This is a genomic window from Fictibacillus sp. NPDC058756 (genome assembly GCF_042746035.1).
In the GTDB taxonomy this organism is placed as follows: Bacteria; Bacillota; Bacilli; order Bacillales; family Fictibacillaceae; genus Fictibacillus.
Genome location: NZ_JBHYPU010000001.1, coordinates 1,216,517 through 1,241,319, shown reverse-complemented (window position 1 = coordinate 1,241,319; position 24,803 = coordinate 1,216,517). Strand labels below are relative to the sequence as shown.

Below are 24,803 nucleotides of genomic sequence, written 5' to 3'. Positions count from 1 at the left end.
TAGTCTCCTTTACATAATAGAATAGGGGTGAAGCTCCAAAACTTTCTTTTGTGTTCCTCTTGGAATAGCTGTAATGCCAGTTCTTGAAATCTCTTTGATTCCATAAGGACGAAGCAGTTCTATCAGAGCATCTACTTTTTCACTGTCGCCGGTTACTTCCAGCGTTACGTTCTCTAATGAAACATCGAGAACTGTAGCCCTGAATGGTTCAATCAGCATTTTTATTTCACTTCGTGTATCCGGAGTGGTTAATACTTTAATAAGTGCCAGCTCTCTTGAAACAAGAGCCATATTTGTGAGGTCACGGACTTTTAAAATATTGATCTGCTTATGAAGCTGTTTAACCAGCTGTTCGGCTTTTCTGTCATCCTCAACCCAAACTGTCAAAGTCACTTTTGAAACGGCAGGGTCCTCCGTATGTCCAACTGTAATGTTTTCAATGTTAAATTGCCTTTTTGTAAGCAAACCAGTTAAGCGATTCAGAACACCGCTTTCGTTTAACACTGTTGCAGAAATAATACGTCTCATCCTCTCACTCCAATCATTTCATGAAGTCCTTTTCCTGGAGCAATCATCGGATATACATTTTCATCAGCCGATACTGCGCAATCTAATACGAAAGGTTTTTTTGAAGAAAGTGCAGCCTCTAATGCCTCCCTTACTTCAGCTTCGTTTTCAGCACGCCTGCCTTCAATCCCATATGCTGCTGCCAATTTTACAAAATCAGGCTGTATATCAAGGAGAGAATGCGAGTATCTTTTTTCGTAAAAAATCTCCTGCCATTGCCGGACCATACCTAGTGATTTGTTGTTAACAATCACCACGATCACCGGAAGTTCCCAATCCTGCAGAACACCCAGTTCCTGCAAGGTCATCTGGAATCCTCCGTCTCCTACAACGGCGACTACCGGAAGATCTGGTCTTCCTACTTTCGCTCCTATTGCAGCCGGAAAGCCAAAGCCCATCGTTCCTAATCCTCCAGATGTAATCCATCTGTTTGAAGTTGAAAACGTATAATATTGTGCTGCCCACATTTGATGCTGTCCAACATCTGTCGAAACGATTGCAGCACCTTTTGTAACTTCGTGTAAAATCTCCATTAATTTTTGCGGTTTTAATTCTTTATCATTGGATTTATACGTGAGTGGAAGCTCGCTTCTGTATTTTGAAAGCTGTATCACCCATTCGTTCGAATTGCCTTTTTCACCCCATGTATGGTTTAAAGCAGATAAGGTTTCTTTGGCACACCCTACAATAGGTATCTCTGTCGGAACATTTTTTCCGATCTCCGCGGGATCTATATCGATATGCGCAACGACCGCTTTTTTAGCAAAATGCTCTAGATTTCCGGTTAACCGGTCATCAAATCTAGCACCAATACCTATTAAAAGATCGCAATCATAGAGCGCCATATTTGCTGCATATGTGCCATGCATACCTGCCATTCCGTAGCATAAAGGATGATCTGCCGGGAAACCTCCAAGTCCTAGCAGTGTTTGAACAACAGGAATCTGATAATATTCCGAAAAGGCTAAAAGTTCTTCCTCAGCATTAGCAGCAAGTACTCCTGCTCCTGTAAGGAGAACAGGCTTCTTTGCCATCTGCAAAGCTTCGTTCAGCCTTTTTACTTGGAGGATGTTTGGTTTCAAAGTCGGCTGATAACCGGGCAGATGGATGTCTAAAACCTCTTTTAAAGGCGCTTTATTTACTGCGATGTCTTTTGGTATATCGATTAACACTGGTCCTTTTCTGCCAGTGTTCGCAATATGAAAAGCTTCTTTCATGATCCGAGGCAGATCCTCCGCCTTTTGCACTTGATAATTGTGCTTTGTGATCGGCATCGTAATCCCTACAATATCCGCTTCTTGAAAAGCATCAGTTCCAATTACTTTTGTAGCCACTTGCCCGGTAAAAATAACAAGTGGGATAGAATCAATCATGGCATCAGCAATGCCGGTTACAAGGTTGGTAGCACCTGGACCTGAAGTCGCAAGCACTACACCTGGGTTTCCAGTCACTCTCGCATAGCCTTGAGCCGCGTGAATCGCACCTTGTTCGTGCCTTGTTAGTACATGCTTCATTTCTGCTTTGTAAAGAGCATCATATATCGGAAGCACCGCACCTCCTGGATACCCAAAAACAACTTCTACCTTTTCATTCTTCAGTCCTTGAATAAATAGTTCAGCGCCAGAGACTAATGAAGATTCAACTGTTTTTTGTTCAGCCACCCAACTGGCCTTCATTTTCATTCCTCCTTCATCTTTTGAACCCTTTTATTTTTAAGAAAGAGACTCTTTTCTAAAGACATCGTTGACAAGTTGATTGGAGCGAAAGGTGCGAGACTCCTCGAAAATGAAATTCACATTTTCTTCGTGCGATGTAACGCTGTCGAAGCCTTCCTTGTCCTGCGGGATCAGGGTGACAGGTGAGACTCCTAACTGTGCATTGCACAGAGGAGGCTCACCGCACGCCCCGTGGAAAGCGAGCACCTGGAGCGTAAATCAACCGCTTCTAATAGCAACAGTCTTTTAGAAAACAGCCATTAAAAAAACTTCCCCACCCCAAATGGACAGGAAAATCCTATCCAAAGGGGTGAAAAAGTTTCATTTTCACGGTACCACCCTTTTTCACGGTAACTTCGTATAAAGAAACCGCCTCGTGACGGACAAGCCGTCATTTGATAACAAGCGGTTTAAAAATGGAAATAACCGCTTGGCCCTTCCTACTCATGTTTCTTTCAAAAGGACACTCAGGAGGGATGTCCTGGTATTAGGAATAACCGGCTCACAGCAACCCGGCTCTCTGTGTATTCCACATCTACCATTGTTCTCCGTCATCGTTTTAAGGTTTTAAATTTTTAGGATTCCGCCAGTATTGGCTGAAGTAACTAGAGCAGCGTAACGAGCTAAGTAGCCTTTTTTAATCTTAGGCTCCGGTTTAACCCAGTTTCGTTTCCTTTCTTTCAACTCATCTTCTGTCTGCATTACATGAATCGATCTATTTACTAAATCAATTAATATCGGATCTCCACTTTCGATAAATGCAATCGGACCACCTTGAGCAGCTTCCGGTGAGATGTGACCGATAGAAATTCCTCTGGATGCCCCTGAAAAGCGGCCATCTGTTATTAGAGCAACTTTTGTGCTTAATCCCATTCCTGCAATAGCAGATGTCGGAGTAAGCATCTCAGGCATTCCCGGTCCACCTTTAGGTCCTTCATAGCGAATAACTACAACATGGCCTTCTCGAACTTCACCATTGTTGATTCCTTGGATCGCTTCGTCCTGAGATTCATAAACGATTGCTTCTCCCTGAAATGTCTTGATTGAAGGGTCAACCGCTCCCACTTTGATAACACAGCCATCTGGTGCTATGTTTCCATAAAGGATAGATAACCCGCCAACTGGTGAATAAGCATTATCCCTTCGGCGAATGACATCATCATCTAAAATCTCAGCGTTACGGACCCTCTCTTGAAGAGTTTCACCCGTAATCGTAATACGGTCGTTATGAATTGCATCTTCCATTTTGCAAAGTTCATTGATGATCGCACTTACGCCTCCAGCTCGGTGAACGTCCTGCATGGAATAATCCGAAGCAGGAGAGATTTTAGACAAGTATGGAATTCTTTCTGCAATTTCATTGATCCGTGTCAGATCGTATTCAATTTCAGCTTCATTCGCTATCGCCAGCATATGGAGAACTGTGTTAGTCGAGCCTCCCATTGCCATGTCGAGTGCAAAAGCATCATCGATCGCTTCTTTCGTAATAATATCTCTAGGGCGGACATTCTCTTTTACTAGATTCATGAGAGAATTTGCCGCATCACGGATTAGCTCTCTCCGCTCATCGGATGTTGCAACGATTGTTCCGTTACCCGGCAAAGTAATTCCCAGCATTTCCATAATTGAATTCATACTGTTAGCTGTAAACATTCCTGAACAAGATCCGCATGTTGGACAAGCACTTGTTTCAAGCTCCAGCAGCTCTTCTCGGGTCATTTTTCCGGCTAAATGAGAGCCAACACCTTCAAAAACCGAGGCAAGTGAAAGTGATTTTCCTGCCAGCGATTTTCCGGCTTCCATCGGTCCGCCTGAAACAAATACGGCAGGAACATTTGTCCTTACAGCCGCCATAAGCATACCTGGTGTGATCTTGTCGCAGTTTGGAATATAAAAGACGCCATCAAACCAATGAGCGTTGATTACTGTTTCTGCTGCATCTGCAATGACTTCTCGGCTTGGAAGCGAGTAGCGCATTCCGATATGCCCCATCGCGATGCCATCATCGACACCGATTGTATTAAATTCAAATGGTATACCGCCTGCTTCCCTTATGGCTTCTTTAACCCACTGACCCACTTTATTTAAATGCATGTGCCCCGGAATAATATCAACATAGGAATTACAAACACCGATAAATGGTTTATCCATATCTTCTGGTGCAACACCCGCTGCGTGGAGAAGACTTCTGTGCGGGGCTCTATCTATTCCTTGTTTGATCATATTACTGCGCATGTTTGAAACACTCCTATACAACTTTTATCCTGCTTGCACGGTCTGTCCTGAATAAACTTTTACACCTTCTTCAACAACTTTTTTCCTGAAGGCCGCTAATAATTTATTTGTATGTTCGCCAGGTGCTCCGTTTCCGATCACCCTTCCGTCAACTTTTACAACTGCAATTACTTCTGCAGCAGTTCCGGTAAGGAAGACTTCATCAGCTACGTATACATCATGTCTAGTAAACGGTTCTTCCACCATTTTGTATCCAAGTTCATTAGCGATTTCAACAATTGCGTTTCTCGTAATTCCTTCTAATGCTCCTAGATAGCCAGGAGGAGTTTTGATCGTGTTTCCTTTAACGATAAATACATTATCTGCAGAACCTTCTGCTACATATCCTTGATCATTAAGCATCAGCGCTTCACTAACACCTGCCAGGCTCGCTTCAATTTTTACTAAAATATTATTTAAGTAATTCAATGATTTCACTTTTGGACTTAATACATCAGGTCTGTTTCTTCTGCTCGCAACAGTGATGATTTCAAGACCTGTTTCATAAAGTTTTTTAGGAAAGAGAGCAAGCTGCTCTGTAATTACAATGACTCCAGGTTTTCCGCATGTAAACGGATCTAAACCCAAATTGCCTTTACCTCGTGAAACAACTAATCGGATATAAGCATCACGATATTGGTTTTTCTGGAGCGTTTCTACAATGATGTTTGTTAACTCTTCTTTCGTGTGTGGAATATTTAGCATAATGGATTGAGCTGATTCGTATAAGCGCTGAAGATGTTCATCTAACCTATAAACGTTGCCATTATAGACTCGAATGCCTTCGAACACCCCATCTCCATATAAAAAACCATGATCATACACTGAAACCTTAGCATCGTCTTTTAATACGTACTCACCATTTACATAAACCCATTGCTCCTGCATCGTGATCCTCCTTTTCTTCGGAAAATGAATTATTAGAATTTTTTAAAAATAATTAATAATTGTTGACAATATTACGCCCATATCAAAGCAGGGTCAACCATGAATTTCATTAAAATGATTCAATTCTGACTTTTCTGATATTTTGTAGGCGCTTTCATTCCCATGGTTGAGGCAAACATATAGTTTAAAGTTATGTTTGTAAACATTTTTAAAGCGCTTACAACAAAACGAAATAATCACAAAAAAATACATAAAAAAACACGCTTCGTATCCTTTAATAGAGGACACGAAACGTGTTTGATTATGTATTACGTTAATAGTTATATGGCGTCCCAGGAGAGATTCGAACTCCCGACCGTACGCTTAGAAGGCGTATGCTCTATCCAGCTGAGCTACTGGGACATATGTATTGGAGCCCATTCCGCATAGCAATGCGCTTTCCGCAATTACCATGCGCTGCGGGCACACAGTGATTTGTTCCACCTGTCGACCGTGGATACAAATATGTTTTTTATAACATGCATTTTTAAATGTAAGATCTGTAAACTTCAGATGTAACTCTTTTGTGCCATTTGAACGTGAGAAAAACAAATGGAGCGGGTGATGAGAATCGAACTCACGACCAGAGCTTGGAAGGCTCTTGTTTTACCACTAAACTACACCCGCAGACATATTAGATCTTGTCGCGACGACATAATTTAATATACATGATATCTACAAAAGAGTCAACCTATTTCTTTATTTTTTCGCGATTTCTCTTTAATTCCCTTTAAATCCTTTTGATAGATGGTCGATTCGCTTTCCTTCCAGTGAATAAAAAATTACTGAAATATCGATATCATTAACTTCTAAAATAGCATACGTTTTTTCAAAAGTTCCTCTAGGCAGTCTTATACTTCCGGGATTGATAAAAACCATTCCTTCCCGTTCGTAAGCCTCAGCAATATGCGAATGACCGAAGCAGGCAATACCGGCACCTGTTTCTTCTGCTCTATAAGCAAGAGACAGATGAGACATCTTTACATCATATAAATGCCCGTGAGTAATATACAAACACTTATTTCCAAGCATCTCAATAGCTTCATTCGGAAAATCCTTGCCAAGAAAGTCCATATTACCTCTTACAGTAACATATCCAGACAGCTCCTTGGCATTTGTTTCAAGTTCAGAATCTCCACAATGGATCATTAGATCAATTTCATTCTCATGACGCTTTTTTATCGTAATTAATTCTTCTTTTAATCCATGACTGTCACTAACAATCAAGGCTTTTGCCATAGCATGTCCTCCTTGCTGATAAAATCTTTTAATTTTTGCAATGCGACAGCTCTGTGACTGATTTTATTCTTTTCTTCCTTCGACAACTCTGCCATGGAACTATCTAATTGGGGAAGGTAGAAGATCGGATCATACCCAAACCCTTCAGTACCCCGTTTTTCTGACAAGATTGCACCTTCGCATGTACCTCTTACAACAAATGTTTTTATGTCGGGTCTTGCAAAAGCTAATGCACAAACAAAACGTGCTGTCCGATTCGGCTCAGCTACTCCCCTAAGTTCGTTTAAAACTTTATCCATGTTAGCCTCATCACTTTTCTCGCTTCCCGCATATCTTGCAGAATAAACTCCCGGTCTTCCTTCAAGTGCATCTACCTCAAGACCTGAATCATCAGCGATAACTGGAATTTTCATAATGGAGCAGATGGCTTCTGCCTTTAAAATCGCATTTTCTTCAAAAGTAACCCCAGTTTCTTCAACATCCGGACTATTTTTTATGTCAAGCAGCGATATGACTTCAATACCAAAATCTTTGAACATGGCTTGAAACTCTTTAACTTTACCTATGTTTTTTGTAGCAATTAAAATTTTCATATATAGTCCTCCGCTATCATCGTAAATAAAGAAACCTTGGTGAAGCACAAAAAAGAGACGATTTTCTCGTCTCTTTACTTTATCACATCAGTTGCTGATTTAAAATTCACCTGTATTAACTTCTTTCGGACGGGAAACAGGGGCTGTAAGCTCTTTTCCCTTCTCAGTAAAGATCTTTGACTTTCCATCTACTTTTATGGCGACTTTCTTAACCTCCGAAAGCTCAGTTAAAGAAAGAACAATTGAATTTAATACTTCATCTGCAATCATACTTTCTTCTTTGTTATCTAATACAGCACCGTTGAAATTAAGCGTAACTACTCCATCTTTTACAACAGGAGTACTCAATAGTTTTACATCCGTTCTAAAATCAGTCAGAAGGTTGCTTTCAGCAGAAGGACCGTCTATTAGATGTTCAATTGTAGCTGTGACCTTGTCGGTTCCTTCTTTCGCTACACGGCGTGTTACAGGCACATAGTACGTTTGATCTTGTGTCTGGGCTAAAAAGTAAAGTGTTACAAGTTCACTGTTTGTTATATCTGCTACGCTGCCGTTCTCAAGATTAATTCCATCTACTCGGCTGACACCTTCTCCAACAGGTGTATTATTTACTGGCATTGAGTTTTGGTTCTTGCCTTCGATCTGTATCTTTACTTTTTTAATATTATCAAACTGTGTAAGTGTAAATGTTATGGCTTGAAGAATCTTCATTTCATCTTTTGCATTATACTCCGTAAATTCTTTTGAAAAGTTTGCAGTCGCTGTACCCTTTTTTATATTTACCGATAGAACTTCCGTATCTGCTGGTAATACAGCTTGAAAGCCATTCGGAATCATATTGCTTACCGGACCATCTTTTACAAGATATTGCAGAACCTGCTTGGCCGTTTCATCATTTTTCGGCAAAGCAAGTACTTGAGGTACAACCATTCCGTTGCTGTCGAATAAAAACAGCTGTCTTTTTTGAGTGCTCTCGGTCTTGGATGTTTTTTCTTTTTTATCAAGCGACTTTCCTTCCTTCACGTAATTCACTTTTGGGGGATCAAGCTCAGTTCCTGCTTTCTCTCCCCCTATTCCGCAACCTGATACCAGTAATGACACTGATAAAAAAAGCAGCGGAGCCCCTGACTTCATTATTTTGCGCATACTTTCCCTCCTCAAGTGGTTTGTACTATTATGTATACGAGCTATCTTCTTCTGATAGACCACTTGTACAAAAATAAAAAGAACAGCTTCACAAAAATGTGAGTCTGCTCTTTTTCAGGCTAGTTTCTGAATAATTGTTGCTTTCGAGTATTTTGTTACCTCTCTTCATTGCCAAGTTGATTGGAGCGGAAGGTGCGAGACTCCTGCGGGATCAGAGGGACAGGTGAGACCCCGCCAGCGCGAAGCGATAGGGGGCTCACCGCACGCCCCGCGGAAAGCGAGCATCCTGGAGCGGAGATCAACCCCTTACAAGTACAACAAAGATAGCGAAAACGGTATTTTTTAAAGCTTGATACATTCTACCTTATCTATTTTTGTATTTAGCCAATGATTGGCTATTTTTAAAAACTGGCTGCTTTCTGCAGTGGCCAAAAATCGGTGCGCCGGTTTCTTTTCTCCAGTGTTCAATAATCCGCTATGATCAAGAATAACAGAAACCTCCCGCGCAGTTTCCGCACCTGAACATAAGATTTTGATATGTTCACCCATTACGCGCTGAATAACCGGCCGTAACAAAGGGTAATGTGTACAGCCTAAAATCAGCGTGTCTATTGAAACATCCTTGAGAGGATATAATGTTTCTGAAACAGCATTCAATGTTTCTTCTCCGGAAAGCTTCCCTTGTTCAACCAGAGGAACGAACAATGGACAAGCCAGGCTCTCCACGATTACATCACTGCGGATCTGCTGAAGAGCCTGCTTATACGCTCCGCTATTTATTGTTCCTATCGTACCAATCACGCCTACATGGTTATTCTTAGTTGCTTTTAAGGCAGAACGTGCCCCAGGGTGTATAACCCCTATTACAGGTATATCGAGTTTCTTTTTCGCTTCATCTAATACAGCAGCTGTAGCGGTATTACATGCGATTACAAGTAATTTAATATCCTGCTCTATAAGAAAGTCAATCATTTCCCATGTATATGTTCTTACCTCTTCAAAAGGTCTAGGTCCATATGGACACCGCTTTGTATCACCTAAATAAATGATTTCTTCTTTTGGGAGCTGTTTCATCAGCTCTCTGACAACGGTTAACCCGCCCACTCCAGAATCTATTACGCCTATAGGTCTATTCAAAACATACATCGCCTCATCTCTATACACAATACTGAAAACAAAAGGCGTTTATCATTGTTTTCTATTCTGCTAATATTTTTATGAAAATGCAATAAAAATCGTTCGAATGTAAACTATTCTTGAAAGAAACTCGAAAATTTCAACAACATCCGTTCTAGCATCCTTGTTGCGCTTGAAAGAGGTTGATTTCCGTTACAGGTGCTCGCTTTCCGTGGGGCGGGCGGTGAGCCTCCTTCACCCTTTGGGGAATTAGGAGTCTCACCTGTCCCACTCGTCCCACAGGAGTCTCCCACCTTTCACTCCAATCAACTTTATCAATGAAGAAATTTACGAAATGAACAGTATGCAAAACGATCTAGTCCAGCCTTGACGTCCAAAAATAGATTTTGTTCCTTTTTTTACTGCAAAGACTAGAATGTACTTAAAAGGACTATGGAAACATCCCATAGTCCTTTTTAAATTTAAAATCAACTAGAATACATACTATTATTTAAAGTTCTGCTCTACAAATTCTACAACATCTTTCATTGTATCCATTTGGAGAATTTCATCGATGTGCGCACTGATTTTTTCTTTTGAGAGGCTTCTTATCTGGCTTCTTGCTGGCAGAACTGAAGTGGCACTCATAGAGAATTCATCCAAGCCTAATCCTAAAAGAATAGGAATAGCAATTGGATCACCTGCCATTTCACCGCACATGCCAGTCCATTTACCTTCTTTATGAGAAGCATCGATAACCATTTTTACAAGTCTTAAAATCGCCGGACTGTATGGCTGGTATAAATATGATACTTGCTCATTCATCCGGTCCGCAGCCATTGTATACTGAATCAGGTCATTTGTTCCGATACTGAAGAAATCTACTTCCTTCGCAAACGTATCTGCCATTACAGCAGTTGATGGAATTTCAACCATGATACCTACTTCGATGTTCTCTGAAACTTCTGTTCCTTCATTAACAAGCTTTTCTTTTTCTTCGATAAGAATGCTTTTTGCAGTACGGAATTCGTCAAGCGTCGCGATCATCGGGAACATAATCTTCAAGTTTCCAAATGTGCTTGCACGAAGCAGTGCTCTCAGCTGTGTACGGAAGATATCTTGTTCTTCCAGACAAAGACGGATCGCACGGAACCCTAAGAATGGATTCAATTCTTTAGGAAGATTTAAGTATGGAAGTTCTTTGTCGCCGCCAATGTCCAATGTACGGATGACAACAGGCTTTCCTTCCATTTTTTCGAGAACTTCTTTATATGCCTTATATTGCTCTTCTTCAGTTGGAAGCTGATCACGGCCCATGTACAAGAATTCTGTACGATATAATCCAACGCCTTCTGCTCCATTTTCCAGAACTCCTTTTACATCTGCAGGAGTACCAATATTCGCAGCAAGTTCTACTTGAACGTTATCAGATGAAAGGGTTTTTTCGTTTACAAGCTTCGCCCACTCTTCCTTTTGCTGCTGATATTGCTTCTGTTTCTCTTGATAGGTTGCGATTTCATCTTGTGTTGGATCAACAATAACTTGTCCATCTAAACCGTCGATGATAATCATAACACCATTCTCCACTTTTTCTGTAATGGTCTTGGTTCCTACAACTGCAGGAATTTCCATTGAACGGGACATGATCGCTGAGTGTGAAGTTCTTCCGCCGATATCAGTTGCAAAACCTTTTACATATTTACGGTTCAACTGTGCTGTATCTGATGGCGTTAAGTCTTCTGCGAGAATAACAACTTCCTCAGAAATACTCGCTGGTGTTGCAAATTGAACATCTAATAGATGAGCTAATACACGCTTAGATACATCACGAATATCTGCAGCACGCTCTTTCATATATTCGTTGTCCATTTGTTCAAACATGTTGATAAACATGGAAGAAACATCATTCATAGCTGATTCAGCGTTTACTTTTTCGTTTTCGATCTTTTGTTTTACAGCATCAACCAGTTCAGGATCACTAAGGACAAGAAGATGGGCAGCAAAAATCGCTGCCTTATCTTCGCCCAGTTCTTCATTTGCTTTATCTTTAATAACAGTCAACTCTTCCTTGGATTTTTCAAGAGCTGACTGGAATCGCTCGATTTCCTGAGATAAATCTTCAATTGATTTTTTTTCAATCGTTAATTCTGGATTTTGAAGTACAAACGCTTTAGCAATTGCAATGCCGGCTGATGCTGCAATACCTGAAATTTTTTCAGACATTACTCACCAAGCCCTTCCTTTTTCATTACATCTTCTAGTGCAGCAATTGCTTCGTCTGCATCTGAACCTTCAGCTTTGATCGTAATCTCAGCTCCTGATTGAATACCTAAGCTCATAACACCCATGATGGACTTTAAGTTAACACTCTTTCCGTTATAATCAAGAGTAATATCAGAGCTGAATTGACCTGCTTGGTTTACCAATGTTGTTGCTGGACGAGCGTGGATTCCTGATTCACTAGTTACTTTAAATGTTTTTTCTGCCATTTTAATTACCCCTTTATTTTTTGAATGTAATAATGTTTTCTTCTTCAATTGCCACTGTTCCTGTTTTTTCGACTGAAACAGTTTCACCCGATAAGTTTGTAAACACAATCGGTGTAATAATAGATGGTGCATTTTCTTTCACAAAGTTCAGATCAACTTGCAGAAGTTTTTGACCGGCTGTTACCTTATCTCCTTCAGAAACAAAGCTTTCGAAACCTTCACCTTTTAATTTAACAGTGTCAATTCCAAAGTGGATCAAAATTTCTTTTCCGTTATCTGATTCAATTCCGATCGCATGCTTAGTCGGGAAGACATTAATTATCTTACCATTTACCGGTGATACAACCAAACCTTCTGCTGGTTCGATTGCAAATCCGTCACCCATCATTTTACCTGAGAAAACTTGATCGGGAACTTCGGTAATCGGAATTATTTTCCCTTTAATCGGTGATACAAAACGTTCTACAGTTGAAATTGAAGAAGTTGGGTTTACAGTTCCTTGCTCAGAAGTATCAGCAAGTTCTCCTTGTTCAGGAGTTACTTCCCTGTTTTTAGGCTTTGCAACTGTCTTACCGTTCATAATATCTCTTATTTCGCTCTTGATTGTATCTGAACGAGTTCCGAAAATAGCTTGAATGCTGTTCCCCATTTCAAGAACTCCTGATGCTCCTAGCTTTTTCAAACGATCTTTATCAACTTCCTTAGGATCGCGTACAGAAACACGAAGACGTGTAATACATGCATCCAAATCAGCTATGTTAGATTCTCCGCCTAAGCCTTCTAAAATATTCGCAGCTAATGAATCTTTATTAGACGGTCCAACGTTTGTTTCTACTTCATCATCAACGATTTCACGTCCAGGTGTTTTTAAATCCCATTTTTGAATTGCAAAACGGAAACCAAAGTAATAGATAACGGAGAAGACTAAACCTACAGGAATAACAAGCCACCAGTCTGTGCGGTTTGGAAGAACTCCGAATAGTAAATAGTCGATTACTCCACCAGAGAAAGTCATACCAATTTTAACATTTAAAATGTGCATAACCATGAATGAAAGTCCTGCAAAAATGGCATGAATTCCAAAAAGAACTGGCGCAACAAACAAGAATGTAAATTCAATTGGTTCTGTAATCCCTGTTAAGAATGAAGTCAAGGCAGCAGAACCCATGATACCTGCAACTACTTTCTTTTGCTCAGGACGAGCAGCATGGTACATAGCAAGTGCTGCGGCTGGAAGTCCAAACATCATGAATGGGAACTTACCAGTCATGAATGTACCAGCTGTCAGTTCTACATTATCTTTTAATTGAGCAAAGAAGATGGCCTGGTCACCACGCACAAGACCTTCTGCAGCTGACTTATAGGAACCAAACTCAAACCAGAATGGTGAATAAAAAATGTGATGAAGACCAAAAGGAATCAATGATCTTTCAATTACACCAAAGATAAAGGCTGCAACTGTAAGGTTAGAATTGATCATGCTCTCAGAGAAAGCGTTAAGACCATTCTGTACAGGAGGCCAAATAAATGTCATTAAAATACCAAGAACAAGTGCTGATACTGCTGTAATAATTGGAACAAAACGTTTACCTGCAAAGAAACCTAAGTATTGAGGAAGTTCTATGTTGTAAAAACGTTTGTAGAGATACGATGCAAGGATACCGACAATAATACCTCCGAATACCCCAGTCTGAAGAGTGGGGATTCCAAGAACACTGGCAAATGACGGATCTTTTCCGATCATATCAGGTGTAACACCCTCAATGACACTCATCGTTACATTCATAATTAAGTAACCGATAATAGCAGCAAGACCTGCTACACCTTCACCGCCTGCAAGACCAACGGCAACACCTACTGCAAATAATAATGACAAGTTCGCAAATACGATGTCCCCGGATTTCTCCATTACATCTGCAACAAGCTGAAACCATGCTGCATCTAATGCTGGTAGTCGTTCAATCAATGCAGGGTTTTTAAATGCATTACCAAAAGCAAGCAACAGACCAGCTGCTGGCAAGATCGCTACTGGCAACATTAAAGCTTTACCTACACGCTGAAGTACACCAAAAAACTTTTTCCACATAGGAAGTCCTCCTTTTTTATTATGATAACCCTTCCATTTACTTCCGCTAAAAACAAAAAAGGCATAATAAAGAACATGAGCAAATTTACCTAATCAGATATAATATATCCTAATTAAGCATTCGCTACACTTTGTTCTTTACTTATGCCTGATCGAATCAGTAACACGTAAAAACGCTGTATATATTTAATTACTCATTACATTTTGTCTAATTGTCATATCGCGAAAGCCTTTGCAAATGCATGGTTAAGTACACTGCCTCTGCATGCGGCACGGGCTTGTTCAAGGAATTCTGCATAACCTTGATCAACTTCCAAGCCAAATTGTAGCACACCGGATATTCTTCTTTCAACACTTTTGCTAACTTTTCTTGTTCTTCCATTATATCTCCCATTGAGATTCGCTCAATAGCATGTCTCAAGTGTCTAACTAAACGGAGATAATTTATGCTCTTCGTATCAATTTCAAGAGCCAGTGAATGCTGAATCATCTGCATGAGTGTATTAATAAGCTCAGAATGTTTTTTTATATCTTTAACACTTTTATTTGTAATCGCACTATGGATATGGAGGGTAACAAAGCCTATTTCACCTTCAGGAAGGTGGATTTTAAGGGATTTGTTAATGACCTCAATCACTTCTTCTGCTACCGTATATTCTTTAGGATATAACGTCTGCGTCTCAGTCAGAAATGGATTTTTTATATCCATTCCTTGCTGCAGGCGTTTAATGGCAAAAGCGATGTGATCTGTTAAAGCGACATGTATATGCTCGTTCAAAACATTCTCAAAACGTGTTCTTATATGAAGAATAACATCATTTATCAACTCAACCGTTTCTTCATCTATATAAGTAAGGAGTGTCTTATATTGCTCTTGTTCGTTTTCATTTCTTAAAACAAACAATTTGTCAATTTGGTCAGAGAAGACTGTATCGCCTTGTTTTTTTGCAAATCCAATTCCTTTTCCAATCACAATCTGTTCTTTTCCAGAGGAATCTGTCACGATCACGACATTGTTATTTAGTACCTTTTTAACTTGCAGGCTATTATTCATGATTTTCACCTTTTTCATTATCTGGCCAGAAACCATAGACATCTTAGTCATCATATCTGAAAAAGAGATGAAAAATCAATTGCAACTTTTACCTGTATAGCAACATTGCTTACAACATTCTTGCCTATTAAGTCTTAGTTGAACTTAAACGCAAACTGAAAACGGCTTTCACGTGAAAGCCGCTTCCTGACTAAATCTCGAGTTCTCCAAGCCTCAATAACTCTACAACGGCTTGAGAGCGTCCTTTAACCCCAAGCTTTTGCATGGTATTCGAAATATGGTTTCGAACTGTTTTCTCACTAATAAATAATTGTTCCGCAATTTCTTTTGTGGTTTTGTCTTGGACTAATAGTTCGAAAACTTCTCTCTCTCTTTTTGTAAGTAGAGGCTTCGGTCGGTAGTGTTTATCTTTCAATGAATTCACCCCTCCTTGCTAGGGTTTAGGAACCGCCAACGAATATTGGAAGTATTTAGTCAACATATACTATGTCATAACACATGTGTAAGTGACTTGGTTAAGTTAAAAAGTCCCCATAATATTCCATAATAAATTAAAAAAAAGCCCATTTTTTATATATGGGCTTTCTGTGAAAAGTTATCCAATTGTTTTTTTAATGTTTCAGACCACTTTAAAGGTCGTCCGCTCTTTCTGGAAATCTGAACAATTGCTCCTCTTCCAGTGAAAACCGGTTTATTTTCCTCATTCATGCCCAAGTAATGCAGGTCAATAGATGATGATCCTGCTTCATTAATTTTTACATATATCTTTAATTTCTCATCATACATTATTTGAGCAAGGTAATCGCATTGCAGATCTGCGACAACAGGAATTTCCACTGAATCAGGCGCTCCCCACGATCTCATCAAACCTAGTTCTTTAAACAGCGCGATTCTTGCTTCTTCCATATAAATGAAGACGTTCGTGTTATTTACATGTCCAAAACCATCAATTTCGCCAAAGCGAACATTCAATTCATGAAAAAAATGAAATCCTTTTTTCCACTCTTCCATATTTGAAATATAATCTTGTCTCGCCATTACCTTACCACCTTTATCGAAATCTTTGGAAAGACTATCCTTCGAGTCAGTTCTAGGTGTGCTTACACGATCTGTTTTGAATGGTTGCTGCATCAAATAAGCTATTCTTTTTGATAGCGAAAAAAGCTTCTCCCTATCGAGAGAAGCCTTGATCTATAATTTATCTGTCACTTCCAAAGAAGTTCTTAAACGCTTGGAAAGTAGTATCACGGTTAAGAGCTGCAATAGAAGTTGTTAGAGGAATTCCTTTCGGACAAGACTGTACACAGTTTTGAGAGTTACCGCACTCTGCAAGTCCTCCATCATCCATAATCGCATTCAGTCGCTCTTCTTTATTCATTTCACCAGTTGGATGTGCATTAAACAGACGAACTTGTGAAAGCGGAGCTGGTCCAATAAAGTCTGAATTGCTGTTAACATTCGGACAAGCCTCTAAACAAACACCGCAAGTCATACACTTTGAAAGTTCATATGCCCATTGACGTTTTGTTTCAGGCATTCTCGGTCCTGGACCAAGATCGTACGTACCATCGATCGGAATCCATGCTTTAACACGCTTAAGAGCATCAAACATTCTGCTTCTATCGATCGCGAGGTCACGAACAACTGGAAAAGTCTTCATTGGTTCAAGTCTGATCGGCTGTTCTAGCTGATCAACAAGAGCCGTACAAGATTGACGAGGCTTACCGTTGATAACCATTGAACACGCACCACAAACTTCTTCAAGACATCCCATCTCCCATGTTACGGGAGTCGTAGCTTCACCTTTTGCATTTACAGGATTTCTACGAATTTCCATAAGAGCAGATATAACGTTCATATTTGGACGATGCGGAATCTCAAACTCTTCTAAATATGGGGCAGTCTCTGGGTTGTCCTGTCTTGAGATGATGAATTTCACCATTTTTGTGCTCATGTTTAAACCCCTGCCTTTTTCTTAGAATAGTCACGTTTACGCGGCTGGATAAGCGAAACATCTACATCTTCGTACTCAAAGTCAGGTCCGTTTGTTGCAGGATTAAATTTCGCTTTTGTTGTCTTTAACCATTGTTCATCATTACGTTCAGGGAAATCAGGTTTGTAATGCGCACCACGGCTCTCATCACGGTTTAATGCTCCAAGAGTAATAACACGTGCAAGCTGAAGCATGTGCCATAGCTGGCGAGTGAACGATGCACCTTGATTGCTCCACTTAGAAGTATCATTAATATTGATGTTCTTATAGCGCTGCATTAATTCCTGAATCTTTTCATCGGTTTGTTTCAATTTATCATTGTATCTAACAACTGTTACATTATCAGTCATCCATTCTCCTAATTCTTTATGGATCACATATGCATTTTCAGTTCCATCCATAGAAAGGATGTTGTTATATACTTCTTGATCTTTCTTAACTTGGTTTTCGAATACAGAAGAAGAAACATCTTCAACTGTCTTTTCCAAACCACTAATGTATTTTACCGCAGACGGCCCAGCCATCATTCCGCCAAAAATAGCAGATAAAAGAGAGTTAGCTCCTAATCTGTTAGCACCGTGATATTGGTACTCACACTCACCTGCAGCGAAAAGACCTGGTATGTTCGTCATTTGATCATAATCTACCCACATGCCGCCCATTGAATAGTGAACCGCAGGGAAGATCTTCATTGGAACTTTACGAGGATCATCTCCCATGAACTTTTCATAAATCTCAATGATTCCACCAAGTTTAATATCAAGTTCTTTTGGATCCTTGTGTGAAAGATCCAGGTATACCATGTTCTCTCCATTAATACCAAGCTTTAAATCTACACAAACGTGGAAGATCTCACGTGTTGCGATATCACGCGGAACAAGGTTTCCATAAGCAGGATATTTCTCTTCAAGGAAATACCACGGCTTTCCATCTTTATACGTCCAAACACGGCCGCCTTCACCACGTGCAGATTCACTCATTAATCGAAGCTTATCGTCACCAGGGATAGCAGTTGGATGAATTTGAATAAATTCACCATTTGCATAATGTACGCCCTGCTGATAAAGAGCTGACGCTGCTCCACCTGTGTTGATTACGGAGTTCGTGGATTTACCGAAGATGATACCAGGTCCGCCTGTTGCCATGATAACAGCATCTGCTGCAAAGCTGACAATTTCCATAGTCTTTAAGTTTTGAGCAGTCACACCGCGGCATTGTCCTTCATCATCAATGATGGCAGACAGGAATTCCCATCCTTCGTACTTTGTAACAAGTCCTGCAACTTCATGACGGCGAACCTGCTCGTCAAGCGCATATAACAATTGCTGTCCTGTTGTCGCACCAGCGAACGCTGTACGGTGATGCTGAGTTCCACCGAAACGGCGGAAATCCAGCAAACCTTCTGGTGTTCTGTTGAACATAACACCCATTCGGTCCATTAAGTGGATAATTCCAGGAGCAGCATCACACATAGCTTTTACAGGCGGCTGGTTTGCTAAGAAATCACCGCCATAAACTGAATCATCAAAGTGTTCCCAAGGTGAATCCCCTTCACCTTTTGTATTTACAGCACCGTTTATACCGCCTTGAGCACAAACAGAATGCGAACGTTTTACTGGAACTACTGAAAAGAGGTCGACATTTACACCAGCTTCAGCTGCTTTAATTGTAGCCATTAACCCGGCGAGACCTCCGCCAACAACGATAATTTTTTGATTACTCAATTTGTCTCACCCCTTTTAAATGAATGCAAAAATAGTACGTACGCTAACGATAGCAAGTGCTACGAACACACCCATCGTTACGTAAGTTGAAATCTTCTGTGAACGAGGCGAAACAGTAAGGCCCCAGCTGACAAAGAACGACCATAGTCCGTTAGCAAAATGAAATACTGCAGATAATACTCCAATTAAGTAGAACGCGATCATAAAGGGAGAACTTAAAATATCAGTCATCATAGAGAAGTTTACTTCCGCCCCCAGCGCAGCCTGAACGCGAGTTTCCCATACATGCCATGCAATAAATATTAATGTGATAACTCCTGTTACACGCTGAACAAGGAACATCATATTGCGGAAATATCCATAACGACTAACATTATTCTTAGCCTGGAATGTTATATAAAGACCATAAACCGCATGAAATAAAATTGGTAAGTAAATTACAAAAGTTTCTAGGAAAATACGAAACGGCAGATTTTCCATAAAATGTGCTGCGGCGTTAAATGCATCAGCATCCCTAGTTGCAAAATGGTTTACAACCAAGTGCTGAACGAGAAAAAGCCCTATAGGAATAACTCCTAAAAGTGAATGAATCCTTCTGTTTACAAAATCCTTACTGCCAGACATTCTCTTGCCCCCTTCAAATTTAGCCTCTCTCTGGCTGCTAATCTTTTGTTCCTCTCCACATGTAAGCGTTTTAAGTTCCCTCTTTTTTAGAGGAAAAAGTGTTAAACAATTAGTTTAATCAACTAGCAACATGTCCATTTTACTCCCATCGTTTGACACCGTCAAGAAAACGCTAACAACTTAATTGGGATATTTTATTGATACATAAGCGTTTGTTCTTTATTACTTTTTCGACAAATACCGAGTTGCTATAGAGTTTGCTCCCTTAACCCGTTATAATGAAAATTAGAAAGAAGGGATGCAGAATGTTTAAACAAAAAACAAAGGACGAGACTACCCCTGTCGAAAAGCCTTCTGTTTCAGCTTTTGGGTACGAGATCCTTCGCAGCGATTTATTACCTGAACTTCTTGGTAAACAAGAAAGAAATATTCTATATTGGGCTGGCAGACACCTTGCCAGAAAATACCCTTTACATACAATGGAAGAAGTAAGTGCTTTTTTCAATGAAGCAGGCTGGGGTAATCTCGAAATGATTGAAGCATCAAAAACAGAAATGGTGTTCTCACTTCATTCGTTACTTATCGAACAGCGGATCGAGAATTTCCAGCACAACACTTTCAGTCTAGAAGCTGGTTTTCTAGCAGAACAAATTCAGCTGCAAAAAAAATGTACAACTGAAGCACTTGAGTCAATGAAACGCAATAAAGTTTCCATTACGGTTCAATGGGACAAAAAAGATACAATTGAATGAACAAAAGCCGGCTGATGCCGGCTTTCTTTAATTGTAAGAAATTATTGGTTTTGAACAGGAACACGTGCATCCAGTTCAAATGTGTCGTGAAGAGTTTCAATTGATTTAATCATATCTTCCTGTTTCACTACAGTTGAAACTTTAATTTCAGATGTACTAACCATTTTAATCATTACATATTGGTTGGATAGTGCTTTAAACATCATTGCCGCTACACCAGGGTTAGAGATCATTCCTGAACCAACGATGGATACTTTAGCAAGGTTGCCTTCATAACTGATAGATTCAAAGCCAAGTTTATCTTGATTTTCAGCAAGTACTTCTTGAGTTTCTGATAATATACTGGAGTCAATGGAAAAAGAAATATTGGTCTTTTCTTCGTTCATCACGTTTTGAATGATAATGTCTACATTTATTCCGTTGCTTGCCAAGATCGTGAACAAATCCGACAAAGCATTAATTTCGTTTGGCATGTTGGTTACTGTAATCTTTGTTATGTTACCTTCAAAAGCTAAACCTCTAACCATTAAGTTTTGTTCCATAGTTGCTTCCTCCTCTACTAGCGTTCCTCGTTCATCACTCATACTTGATCTGACTTCTAAAACAATCGAATAGTTTTTTGCAAATTCTACAGCTCTAGGGTGCAGGACACCAGCCCCAAGATTAGCCATTTCAAGCATCTCATCATAAGAAATAGACGGTATTTTTCTTGCTGTCTTAACTGCACGAGGGTCAGTCGTGTAAACACCGGTAACATCTGTATAAATGTCACAGCGATCAGCTTTCAGAGCGGCCGCCAGCGCTACAGCGGTTGTGTCTGATCCGCCTCTTCCAAGTGTTGCAATATCATTCGTCTCAGGAATCAAGCCTTGAAATCCTGCAACCACCACAATATTCCCGTCTTTTAACAAACCGTTGATCCGTTCAGAATCAATGTCTAGTATTCTAGCATTTGAATGATTATTCTCTGTTTGAATGCCTGCTTGCCAGCCTGTCAGGGAAAGGGCTTTATAACCTTCCTGATGCAAAGCCATCGTTAATAAGGCTATAGTGACTTGTTCACCTGTTGTGAGGAGCATATCCATTTCACGTTTAGAAGGATTTTTGCTGATTTCTCCAGCCAATCTGACAAGTTCATCTGTTGTTTTGCCCATTGCAGATACAACAACAACAACTTCATTGCCATTGTTGACTTCGTTAATAATTCTTTTTGCGGCATTTTGGATCCGTTCAACCGAACCGACACTTGTACCGCCAAATTTTTGTACGATTCTCCCCATCTTCTCCAAATCCTTTCCTGTTGTAATTTTCTATCTCTTTAAGAAACAAAAAAGCAACAATAAGGAAAAACCCTATTGTTGCTATATCCGCAGCAAGCCAAGTTTGTTTCCCCCTAGTGAGATAGTCCTCCACACAAGTCCTGGGGGGAATTGTGTGACAGCTCTGTATTTATTCAATACAGGTCCAGCATAAAAGGCTAGAAGTCCTTTTACACTTCGGCAAGAATCCCCTTTCTTCCACCCTCACAAGAGCTTCTTCTCTTCAGATGGGATACTATTGGTTCCTGCTCCTCTACCATCACTTCATTAGAAGCATGGCATATTTATAAAGTTGGTCTCATTTTAACAAAGTTACTAAATGACTGCAACTAGTCTTTTGATAAAAATGCTTTGTTTATTTCTTCCGCAACTGCTCTTGGAACTCCCGCTTCCTGAATCTCTTCTACAGTTGCGTCTTTCATTTTTTTCATTGACCCGAAATGACGGAGCAGCATCTTCTTTCTTTTTTCTCCTATCCCAGCAATCCCATCCAAAGTAGACTCGAACATACTTTTTGACCGGACTTTGCGATGAAAAGAAATGGCAAAACGGTGCACTTCATCCTGCACTCTTTGAAGCAAGTAAAATTCTTGGCTGTTTCTCGGAAGGTGAATCGTCTCAGGCGGATCACCGAGCCACAATTGAGATGTACGGTGCTTCTCGTCCTTTGACAGCCCTGCAACAGGGATGAAAAGATTAAGTTCGTTTTCAAGTACATCTTGAGCAGCTGAAATCTGGCCTTTTCCGCCATCAATCAGGATTAAGCTTGGCAATTCACCTTCTTCTCTCAGCAATCTGGAATATCTTCTGCGAACAACTTCCTTCATAGAAGCATAGTCATCAGGCCCCTCTACAGATTTAATCTTATATTTTCGATAATCCTTTTTATACGGCTTCCCGTCAACAAAGACAACCATAGCTGAAACGGGGTCTGTACCGTGAATGTTAGAGTTATCAAAAGCTTCAATCCTGTAAGGCGGAGCAATTCCCATTCTTTCGCCTAAGTTTTCAACTGCTTTTACTGTCCGTGCTTCATCCTGCTCGATTAATGCAAACTTTTCGTTAAGTGCAAGAGTTGCATTTTTCGTGGCCAATTCAACTAGTTCCTTCTTTTGCCCTTTTTGTGGCTGAAGAACTTTAACATTAAGAAGCTCTTGAATCATATTAGCATCCACCTGTTTGGGCAAAAGAATTTCTTTTGGAAGCAGATGATTTTTTTGAAGATAAAACTGGCCAATAAAAGTAAGCAGGTCTTCGTGTGCCTCTCCGTAAAAAGGAAATACAGAAATATCTCTAGCAATCACTTTCCCTTGCCGAATAAAAAACACCTGTACACACATCCAGCCTTTATCGAAATGATAACCGAATACATCTCTGTCGACTAAATCCGAAGTCATCATCTTTTGTTTTTCCATAACTGCTTCAATATGCTGGATCTGGTCACGCAGCTCTTTTGCGCGTTCAAAGTTTAAGGCTTCAGATGCTTCAAGCATTTTTTCTGACAGCTGTCTCTTCACATCCTGGTAACCGCCATTCAGAAACTTTATGATACCTTCTACCATTTGTTTGTTCTGTTCCTGTGAAATTTCATAAACACATGGACCAAGACATTGACCAATATGATAATAGAGGCATACTCTTTTCGGCATCGTATCACATTTTCTTAGCGGAAAAATACGATCCAGGAGTTTTTTCGTTTCTTGTGCAGCATATGCGTTCACAAAGGGGCCAAAATATTTTCCGCCGTCTTTTTTTATCTTCCTGATATATAAAAGACGAGGATGTTTTTCGGAAGTAACTTTTAAATATGGATAGCTTTTATCATCTTTTAACATGACGTTATAACGGGGATCATGTTTTTTGATTAAGTTCATCTCGAGAACTAGAGCTTCCATTTCTGTAGAAGTAACAATATATTCAAAGTCTCTGATCTCACTGACTAACCGCTGGGTTTTTCCGTCATGCGATCCAGAAAAATATGATTTTACTCTATTTTTTAATACTTTTGCTTTCCCTACATATATTACTTTTCCAAATTCATTCTTCATTAAATAGCAGCCAGGCTGATCTGGAAGCAGCATTAATTTTTGTTTAATTGAGGTCAATATCTATCCACCCCTCTGATGTACCTATTATTTAATCATAATATCATAGAAAATGACTTTTTTAATTCATTACCGCTCATCCCTTTTTTCTGATCTTGCTTTTGGCTCGATTTTTTCATTCACTTCATTGACAAGTTGATTGGAGTGGAAGATGCGAGACTCCTGCAGGATGAGTGGGACAGGTGAGACTCCTGATAGCGCAGAGCGCTAGGAGGCTCACCGCACACCCTGCGGAAAGCGAGCATCTGGAGCGGAAATCAACTACTTACAAATCATTAAAGTTTTCGAAAGAAGCCTTTAAAAAAGACCTGCATCAGTAGGCAGGTCTTGAAATGATAATCATTCATTTGTATCGTAAGAAGGATACTCTCTGATCTTTCTTACAGGTCTTCTCATTTCATTCCATATTCCAGGTATCACATTCCTTAAATATTTCTTGAAAGTGATAAATGAAGTACCTGTCGTTCTAACTTTGTAGGTAATAGGAACTTCAATCATCCGAAATCCCTTTCGAACGAGATTAAGCGTCAATACTTGTGCATAGTTGTAATCATGAATAATTTCAAAGTCTCTCATCGTTTCTCTGTTAAAAGCTCTCATACCAGATTGGCCGTCACGAATCCATCTTCTTAATAAGAGGCATTGCAGCAATGTGAAAAAGTAATTTCCTAGGCGGCGATGCAATTTCATTCCTGAAATCGTTCCTAAAAATCGGGATCCCATTGAATAATCTGCCAAGCCATCAAGCAGCGGCTGAATAAGTTCAGGGATTTCATCAGCTGGATATTCGTTATCAGCATCAATCATTACAGCTATATCTGCCCCATGTAAATAACACGATTCTAATCCCGTTCGAACAGCTGCTCCAAGACCTTTGTTTACGGTATGTAAAATATAATGATCTGCGCCTGCTTCAAGAGAAACTTCTTTTGTTCGATCCGAACACCCATCATCAATAACCATGACTTCAACATCAACAGTTGAATGAAAATCACGGGGGATTTTTCGTATTACTTCTCCGATCGAATCTTCTTCATTATAAGCAGGTAAAAAAACAATGACTTTCGTTACTTTTTTCAT

At 39.9% G+C, this 24,803-nt stretch carries 21 protein-coding genes, 2 tRNA genes and 1 riboswitch; of the genes, 1 reads left to right on the top strand and 22 read right to left on the bottom strand.

Translation table 11 applies throughout. The features are described 5' to 3' along the window. Positions 1-9: 9 nt before the first annotated feature. The 19 genes from ilvN to ACFW35_RS06080 all read right to left on the bottom strand — a co-directional run bounded on the left by ilvN (position 10) and on the right by ACFW35_RS06080 (position 19,547). The gene (gene ilvN, locus ACFW35_RS06170) at positions 10-528 is read right to left on the bottom strand and encodes an acetolactate synthase small subunit (protein WP_066291458.1); all 519 of its coding nucleotides are present in this window, start codon (positions 526-528) and stop codon (positions 10-12) included. Then, positions 525-2,243 carry an acetolactate synthase large subunit gene (gene ilvB, locus ACFW35_RS06165; protein ID WP_379844487.1) on the bottom strand — a complete coding sequence of 573 codons (1,719 nt, stop codon included), beginning with the start codon at positions 2,241-2,243 and terminating at the stop codon, positions 525-527. Before ilvB ends, ilvN begins: the two co-directional genes overlap by 4 nt. A gap of 606 nt (positions 2,244-2,849) precedes the next feature. Continuing rightward, a complete protein-coding gene (gene ilvD, locus ACFW35_RS06160; RefSeq protein ID WP_379844486.1) occupies positions 2,850-4,517 on the bottom strand; it encodes a dihydroxy-acid dehydratase in 1,668 nt (555 codons plus the stop codon). Positions 4,518-4,541: 24 nt separating this feature from the next. Then, on the bottom strand, positions 4,542-5,444 hold the full coding sequence (gene ilvE / locus ACFW35_RS06155) for a branched-chain-amino-acid transaminase (RefSeq protein WP_379844484.1): 903 nt from the start codon (positions 5,442-5,444) through the stop codon (positions 4,542-4,544). Between the two features lie 325 nt (positions 5,445-5,769). Next, positions 5,770-5,846: transfer RNA gene (locus tag ACFW35_RS06150), tRNA-Arg, on the bottom strand. Positions 5,847-6,036: 190 nt separating this feature from the next. After that, a tRNA-Gly gene (locus ACFW35_RS06145) sits at positions 6,037-6,110 on the bottom strand. A gap of 93 nt (positions 6,111-6,203) precedes the next feature. Next, positions 6,204-6,722: a metallophosphoesterase family protein gene (locus ACFW35_RS06140; RefSeq protein ID WP_379844483.1), complete on the bottom strand. Its 519-nt coding sequence runs from the start codon at positions 6,720-6,722 to the stop codon at positions 6,204-6,206. Continuing rightward, a complete protein-coding gene (locus ACFW35_RS06135) occupies positions 6,707-7,315 on the bottom strand; it encodes an XTP/dITP diphosphatase (protein WP_379844481.1) in 609 nt (202 codons plus the stop codon). The genes ACFW35_RS06140 and ACFW35_RS06135 overlap by 16 nt, the downstream gene beginning before the upstream one ends. 99 nt (positions 7,316-7,414) lie before the next feature. Further along, positions 7,415-8,461 (bottom strand): GerMN domain-containing protein, encoded by a 1,047-nt coding sequence (locus ACFW35_RS06130; RefSeq protein ID WP_379844479.1) that lies wholly within the window; start codon positions 8,459-8,461, stop codon positions 7,415-7,417. Positions 8,462-8,803: 342 nt separating this feature from the next. Beyond that, complete coding sequence (gene racE, locus ACFW35_RS06125) at positions 8,804-9,607, bottom strand: glutamate racemase (protein ID WP_379844478.1); 804 nt, start codon at positions 9,605-9,607, stop codon at positions 8,804-8,806. A 477-nt stretch (positions 9,608-10,084) separates the two neighbouring features. After that, complete coding sequence (gene ptsP, locus ACFW35_RS06120) at positions 10,085-11,800, bottom strand: phosphoenolpyruvate--protein phosphotransferase (RefSeq protein ID WP_379844476.1); 1,716 nt, start codon at positions 11,798-11,800, stop codon at positions 10,085-10,087. Next, positions 11,800-12,066 carry a phosphocarrier protein HPr gene (locus ACFW35_RS06115; RefSeq protein WP_066294869.1) on the bottom strand — a complete coding sequence of 89 codons (267 nt, stop codon included), beginning with the start codon at positions 12,064-12,066 and terminating at the stop codon, positions 11,800-11,802. Before ACFW35_RS06115 ends, ptsP begins: the two co-directional genes overlap by 1 nt. A gap of 13 nt (positions 12,067-12,079) precedes the next feature. After that, positions 12,080-14,152: a glucose-specific PTS transporter subunit IIBC gene (ptsG, locus tag ACFW35_RS06110; protein WP_379844474.1), complete on the bottom strand. Its 2,073-nt coding sequence runs from the start codon at positions 14,150-14,152 to the stop codon at positions 12,080-12,082. A 208-nt stretch (positions 14,153-14,360) separates the two neighbouring features. Then, positions 14,361-15,206 carry a glucose PTS transporter transcription antiterminator GlcT gene (gene glcT, locus ACFW35_RS06105; RefSeq protein WP_379844473.1) on the bottom strand — a complete coding sequence of 282 codons (846 nt, stop codon included), beginning with the start codon at positions 15,204-15,206 and terminating at the stop codon, positions 14,361-14,363. Between the two features lie 190 nt (positions 15,207-15,396). Further along, positions 15,397-15,621 (bottom strand): helix-turn-helix domain-containing protein, encoded by a 225-nt coding sequence (locus tag ACFW35_RS06100; protein WP_066243534.1) that lies wholly within the window; start codon positions 15,619-15,621, stop codon positions 15,397-15,399. Between the two features lie 155 nt (positions 15,622-15,776). Then, entirely contained in the window at positions 15,777-16,244 is a 468-nt protein-coding gene (locus tag ACFW35_RS06095; RefSeq protein WP_379844471.1) for an acyl-CoA thioesterase, read from the bottom strand. 160 nt (positions 16,245-16,404) lie between these two features. Beyond that, a complete protein-coding gene (gene sdhB / locus ACFW35_RS06090; RefSeq protein WP_066291494.1) occupies positions 16,405-17,160 on the bottom strand; it encodes a succinate dehydrogenase iron-sulfur subunit in 756 nt (251 codons plus the stop codon). 2 nt (positions 17,161-17,162) lie between these two features. Continuing rightward, positions 17,163-18,923, bottom strand: a complete 1,761-nt coding sequence (gene sdhA, locus ACFW35_RS06085) for a succinate dehydrogenase flavoprotein subunit (RefSeq protein ID WP_379844469.1) — start codon at positions 18,921-18,923, stop codon at positions 17,163-17,165. Between the two features lie 15 nt (positions 18,924-18,938). Next, positions 18,939-19,547: a succinate dehydrogenase cytochrome b558 subunit gene (locus ACFW35_RS06080; protein WP_379844467.1), complete on the bottom strand. Its 609-nt coding sequence runs from the start codon at positions 19,545-19,547 to the stop codon at positions 18,939-18,941. Positions 19,548-19,852: 305 nt separating this feature from the next. On the opposite strand from ACFW35_RS06080, the gene ACFW35_RS06075 reads away from it, so the two are divergent. Further along, positions 19,853-20,299: a YslB family protein gene (locus tag ACFW35_RS06075; RefSeq protein WP_066291502.1), complete on the top strand. Its 447-nt coding sequence runs from the start codon at positions 19,853-19,855 to the stop codon at positions 20,297-20,299. A gap of 41 nt (positions 20,300-20,340) precedes the next feature. On the opposite strand, the gene ACFW35_RS06070 is transcribed toward ACFW35_RS06075, so the two are convergent. The 3 genes from ACFW35_RS06070 to ACFW35_RS06060 all read right to left on the bottom strand — a co-directional run bounded on the left by ACFW35_RS06070 (position 20,341) and on the right by ACFW35_RS06060 (position 24,803). Beyond that, the gene (locus ACFW35_RS06070) at positions 20,341-21,579 is read right to left on the bottom strand and encodes an aspartate kinase (protein ID WP_379844465.1); all 1,239 of its coding nucleotides are present in this window, start codon (positions 21,577-21,579) and stop codon (positions 20,341-20,343) included. A gap of 114 nt (positions 21,580-21,693) precedes the next feature. After that, positions 21,694-21,882, bottom strand: a riboswitch (Lysine riboswitch). A 65-nt stretch (positions 21,883-21,947) separates the two neighbouring features. Next, positions 21,948-23,699: an excinuclease ABC subunit UvrC gene (uvrC, locus tag ACFW35_RS06065; RefSeq protein ID WP_379847403.1), complete on the bottom strand. Its 1,752-nt coding sequence runs from the start codon at positions 23,697-23,699 to the stop codon at positions 21,948-21,950. A 363-nt stretch (positions 23,700-24,062) separates the two neighbouring features. Beyond that, complete coding sequence (locus ACFW35_RS06060; RefSeq protein WP_379844463.1) at positions 24,063-24,803, bottom strand: glycosyltransferase family 2 protein; 741 nt, start codon at positions 24,801-24,803, stop codon at positions 24,063-24,065.

Bases quoted from the DNA above. Each gene is read 5' to 3' on its own strand.
- ilvN (WP_066291458.1), bottom strand. From the start codon at position 528: ATGAGACGTATTATTTCTGCAACAGTGTTAAACGAAAGCGGTGTTCTG.
- ilvB (WP_379844487.1), bottom strand. From the start codon at position 2,243: ATGAAGGCCAGTTGGGTGGCTGAACAAAAAACAGTTGAATCTTCATTA.
- ilvD (WP_379844486.1), bottom strand. From the start codon at position 4,517: ATGCGCAGTAATATGATCAAACAAGGAATAGATAGAGCCCCGCACAGA.
- ilvE (WP_379844484.1), bottom strand. From the start codon at position 5,444: ATGCAGGAGCAATGGGTTTATGTAAATGGTGAGTACGTATTAAAAGAC.
- ACFW35_RS06140 (WP_379844483.1), bottom strand. From the start codon at position 6,722: ATGGCAAAAGCCTTGATTGTTAGTGACAGTCATGGATTAAAAGAAGAA.
- ACFW35_RS06135 (WP_379844481.1), bottom strand. From the start codon at position 7,315: ATGAAAATTTTAATTGCTACAAAAAACATAGGTAAAGTTAAAGAGTTT.
- ACFW35_RS06130 (WP_379844479.1), bottom strand. From the start codon at position 8,461: ATGCGCAAAATAATGAAGTCAGGGGCTCCGCTGCTTTTTTTATCAGTG.
- racE (WP_379844478.1), bottom strand. From the start codon at position 9,607: ATGTATGTTTTGAATAGACCTATAGGCGTAATAGATTCTGGAGTGGGC.
- ptsP (WP_379844476.1), bottom strand. From the start codon at position 11,800: ATGTCTGAAAAAATTTCAGGTATTGCAGCATCAGCCGGCATTGCAATT.
- ACFW35_RS06115 (WP_066294869.1), bottom strand. From the start codon at position 12,066: ATGGCAGAAAAAACATTTAAAGTAACTAGTGAATCAGGAATCCACGCT.
- ptsG (WP_379844474.1), bottom strand. From the start codon at position 14,152: ATGTGGAAAAAGTTTTTTGGTGTACTTCAGCGTGTAGGTAAAGCTTTA.
- glcT (WP_379844473.1), bottom strand. From the start codon at position 15,206: ATGAATAATAGCCTGCAAGTTAAAAAGGTACTAAATAACAATGTCGTG.
- ACFW35_RS06095 (WP_379844471.1), bottom strand. From the start codon at position 16,244: ATGGCGAGACAAGATTATATTTCAAATATGGAAGAGTGGAAAAAAGGA.
- sdhB (WP_066291494.1), bottom strand. From the start codon at position 17,160: ATGAGCACAAAAATGGTGAAATTCATCATCTCAAGACAGGACAACCCA.
- ACFW35_RS06080 (WP_379844467.1), bottom strand. From the start codon at position 19,547: ATGTCTGGCAGTAAGGATTTTGTAAACAGAAGGATTCATTCACTTTTA.
- ACFW35_RS06075 (WP_066291502.1), top strand. From the start codon at position 19,853: ATGTTTAAACAAAAAACAAAGGACGAGACTACCCCTGTCGAAAAGCCT.
- ACFW35_RS06070 (WP_379844465.1), bottom strand. From the start codon at position 21,579: ATGGGGAGAATCGTACAAAAATTTGGCGGTACAAGTGTCGGTTCGGTT.
- uvrC (WP_379847403.1), bottom strand. From the start codon at position 23,699: ATGCTGCTTCCAGATCAGCCTGGCTGCTATTTAATGAAGAATGAATTT.
- ACFW35_RS06060 (WP_379844463.1), bottom strand. From the start codon at position 24,803: ATGAAAAAAGTAACGAAAGTCATTGTTTTTTTACCTGCTTATAATGAA.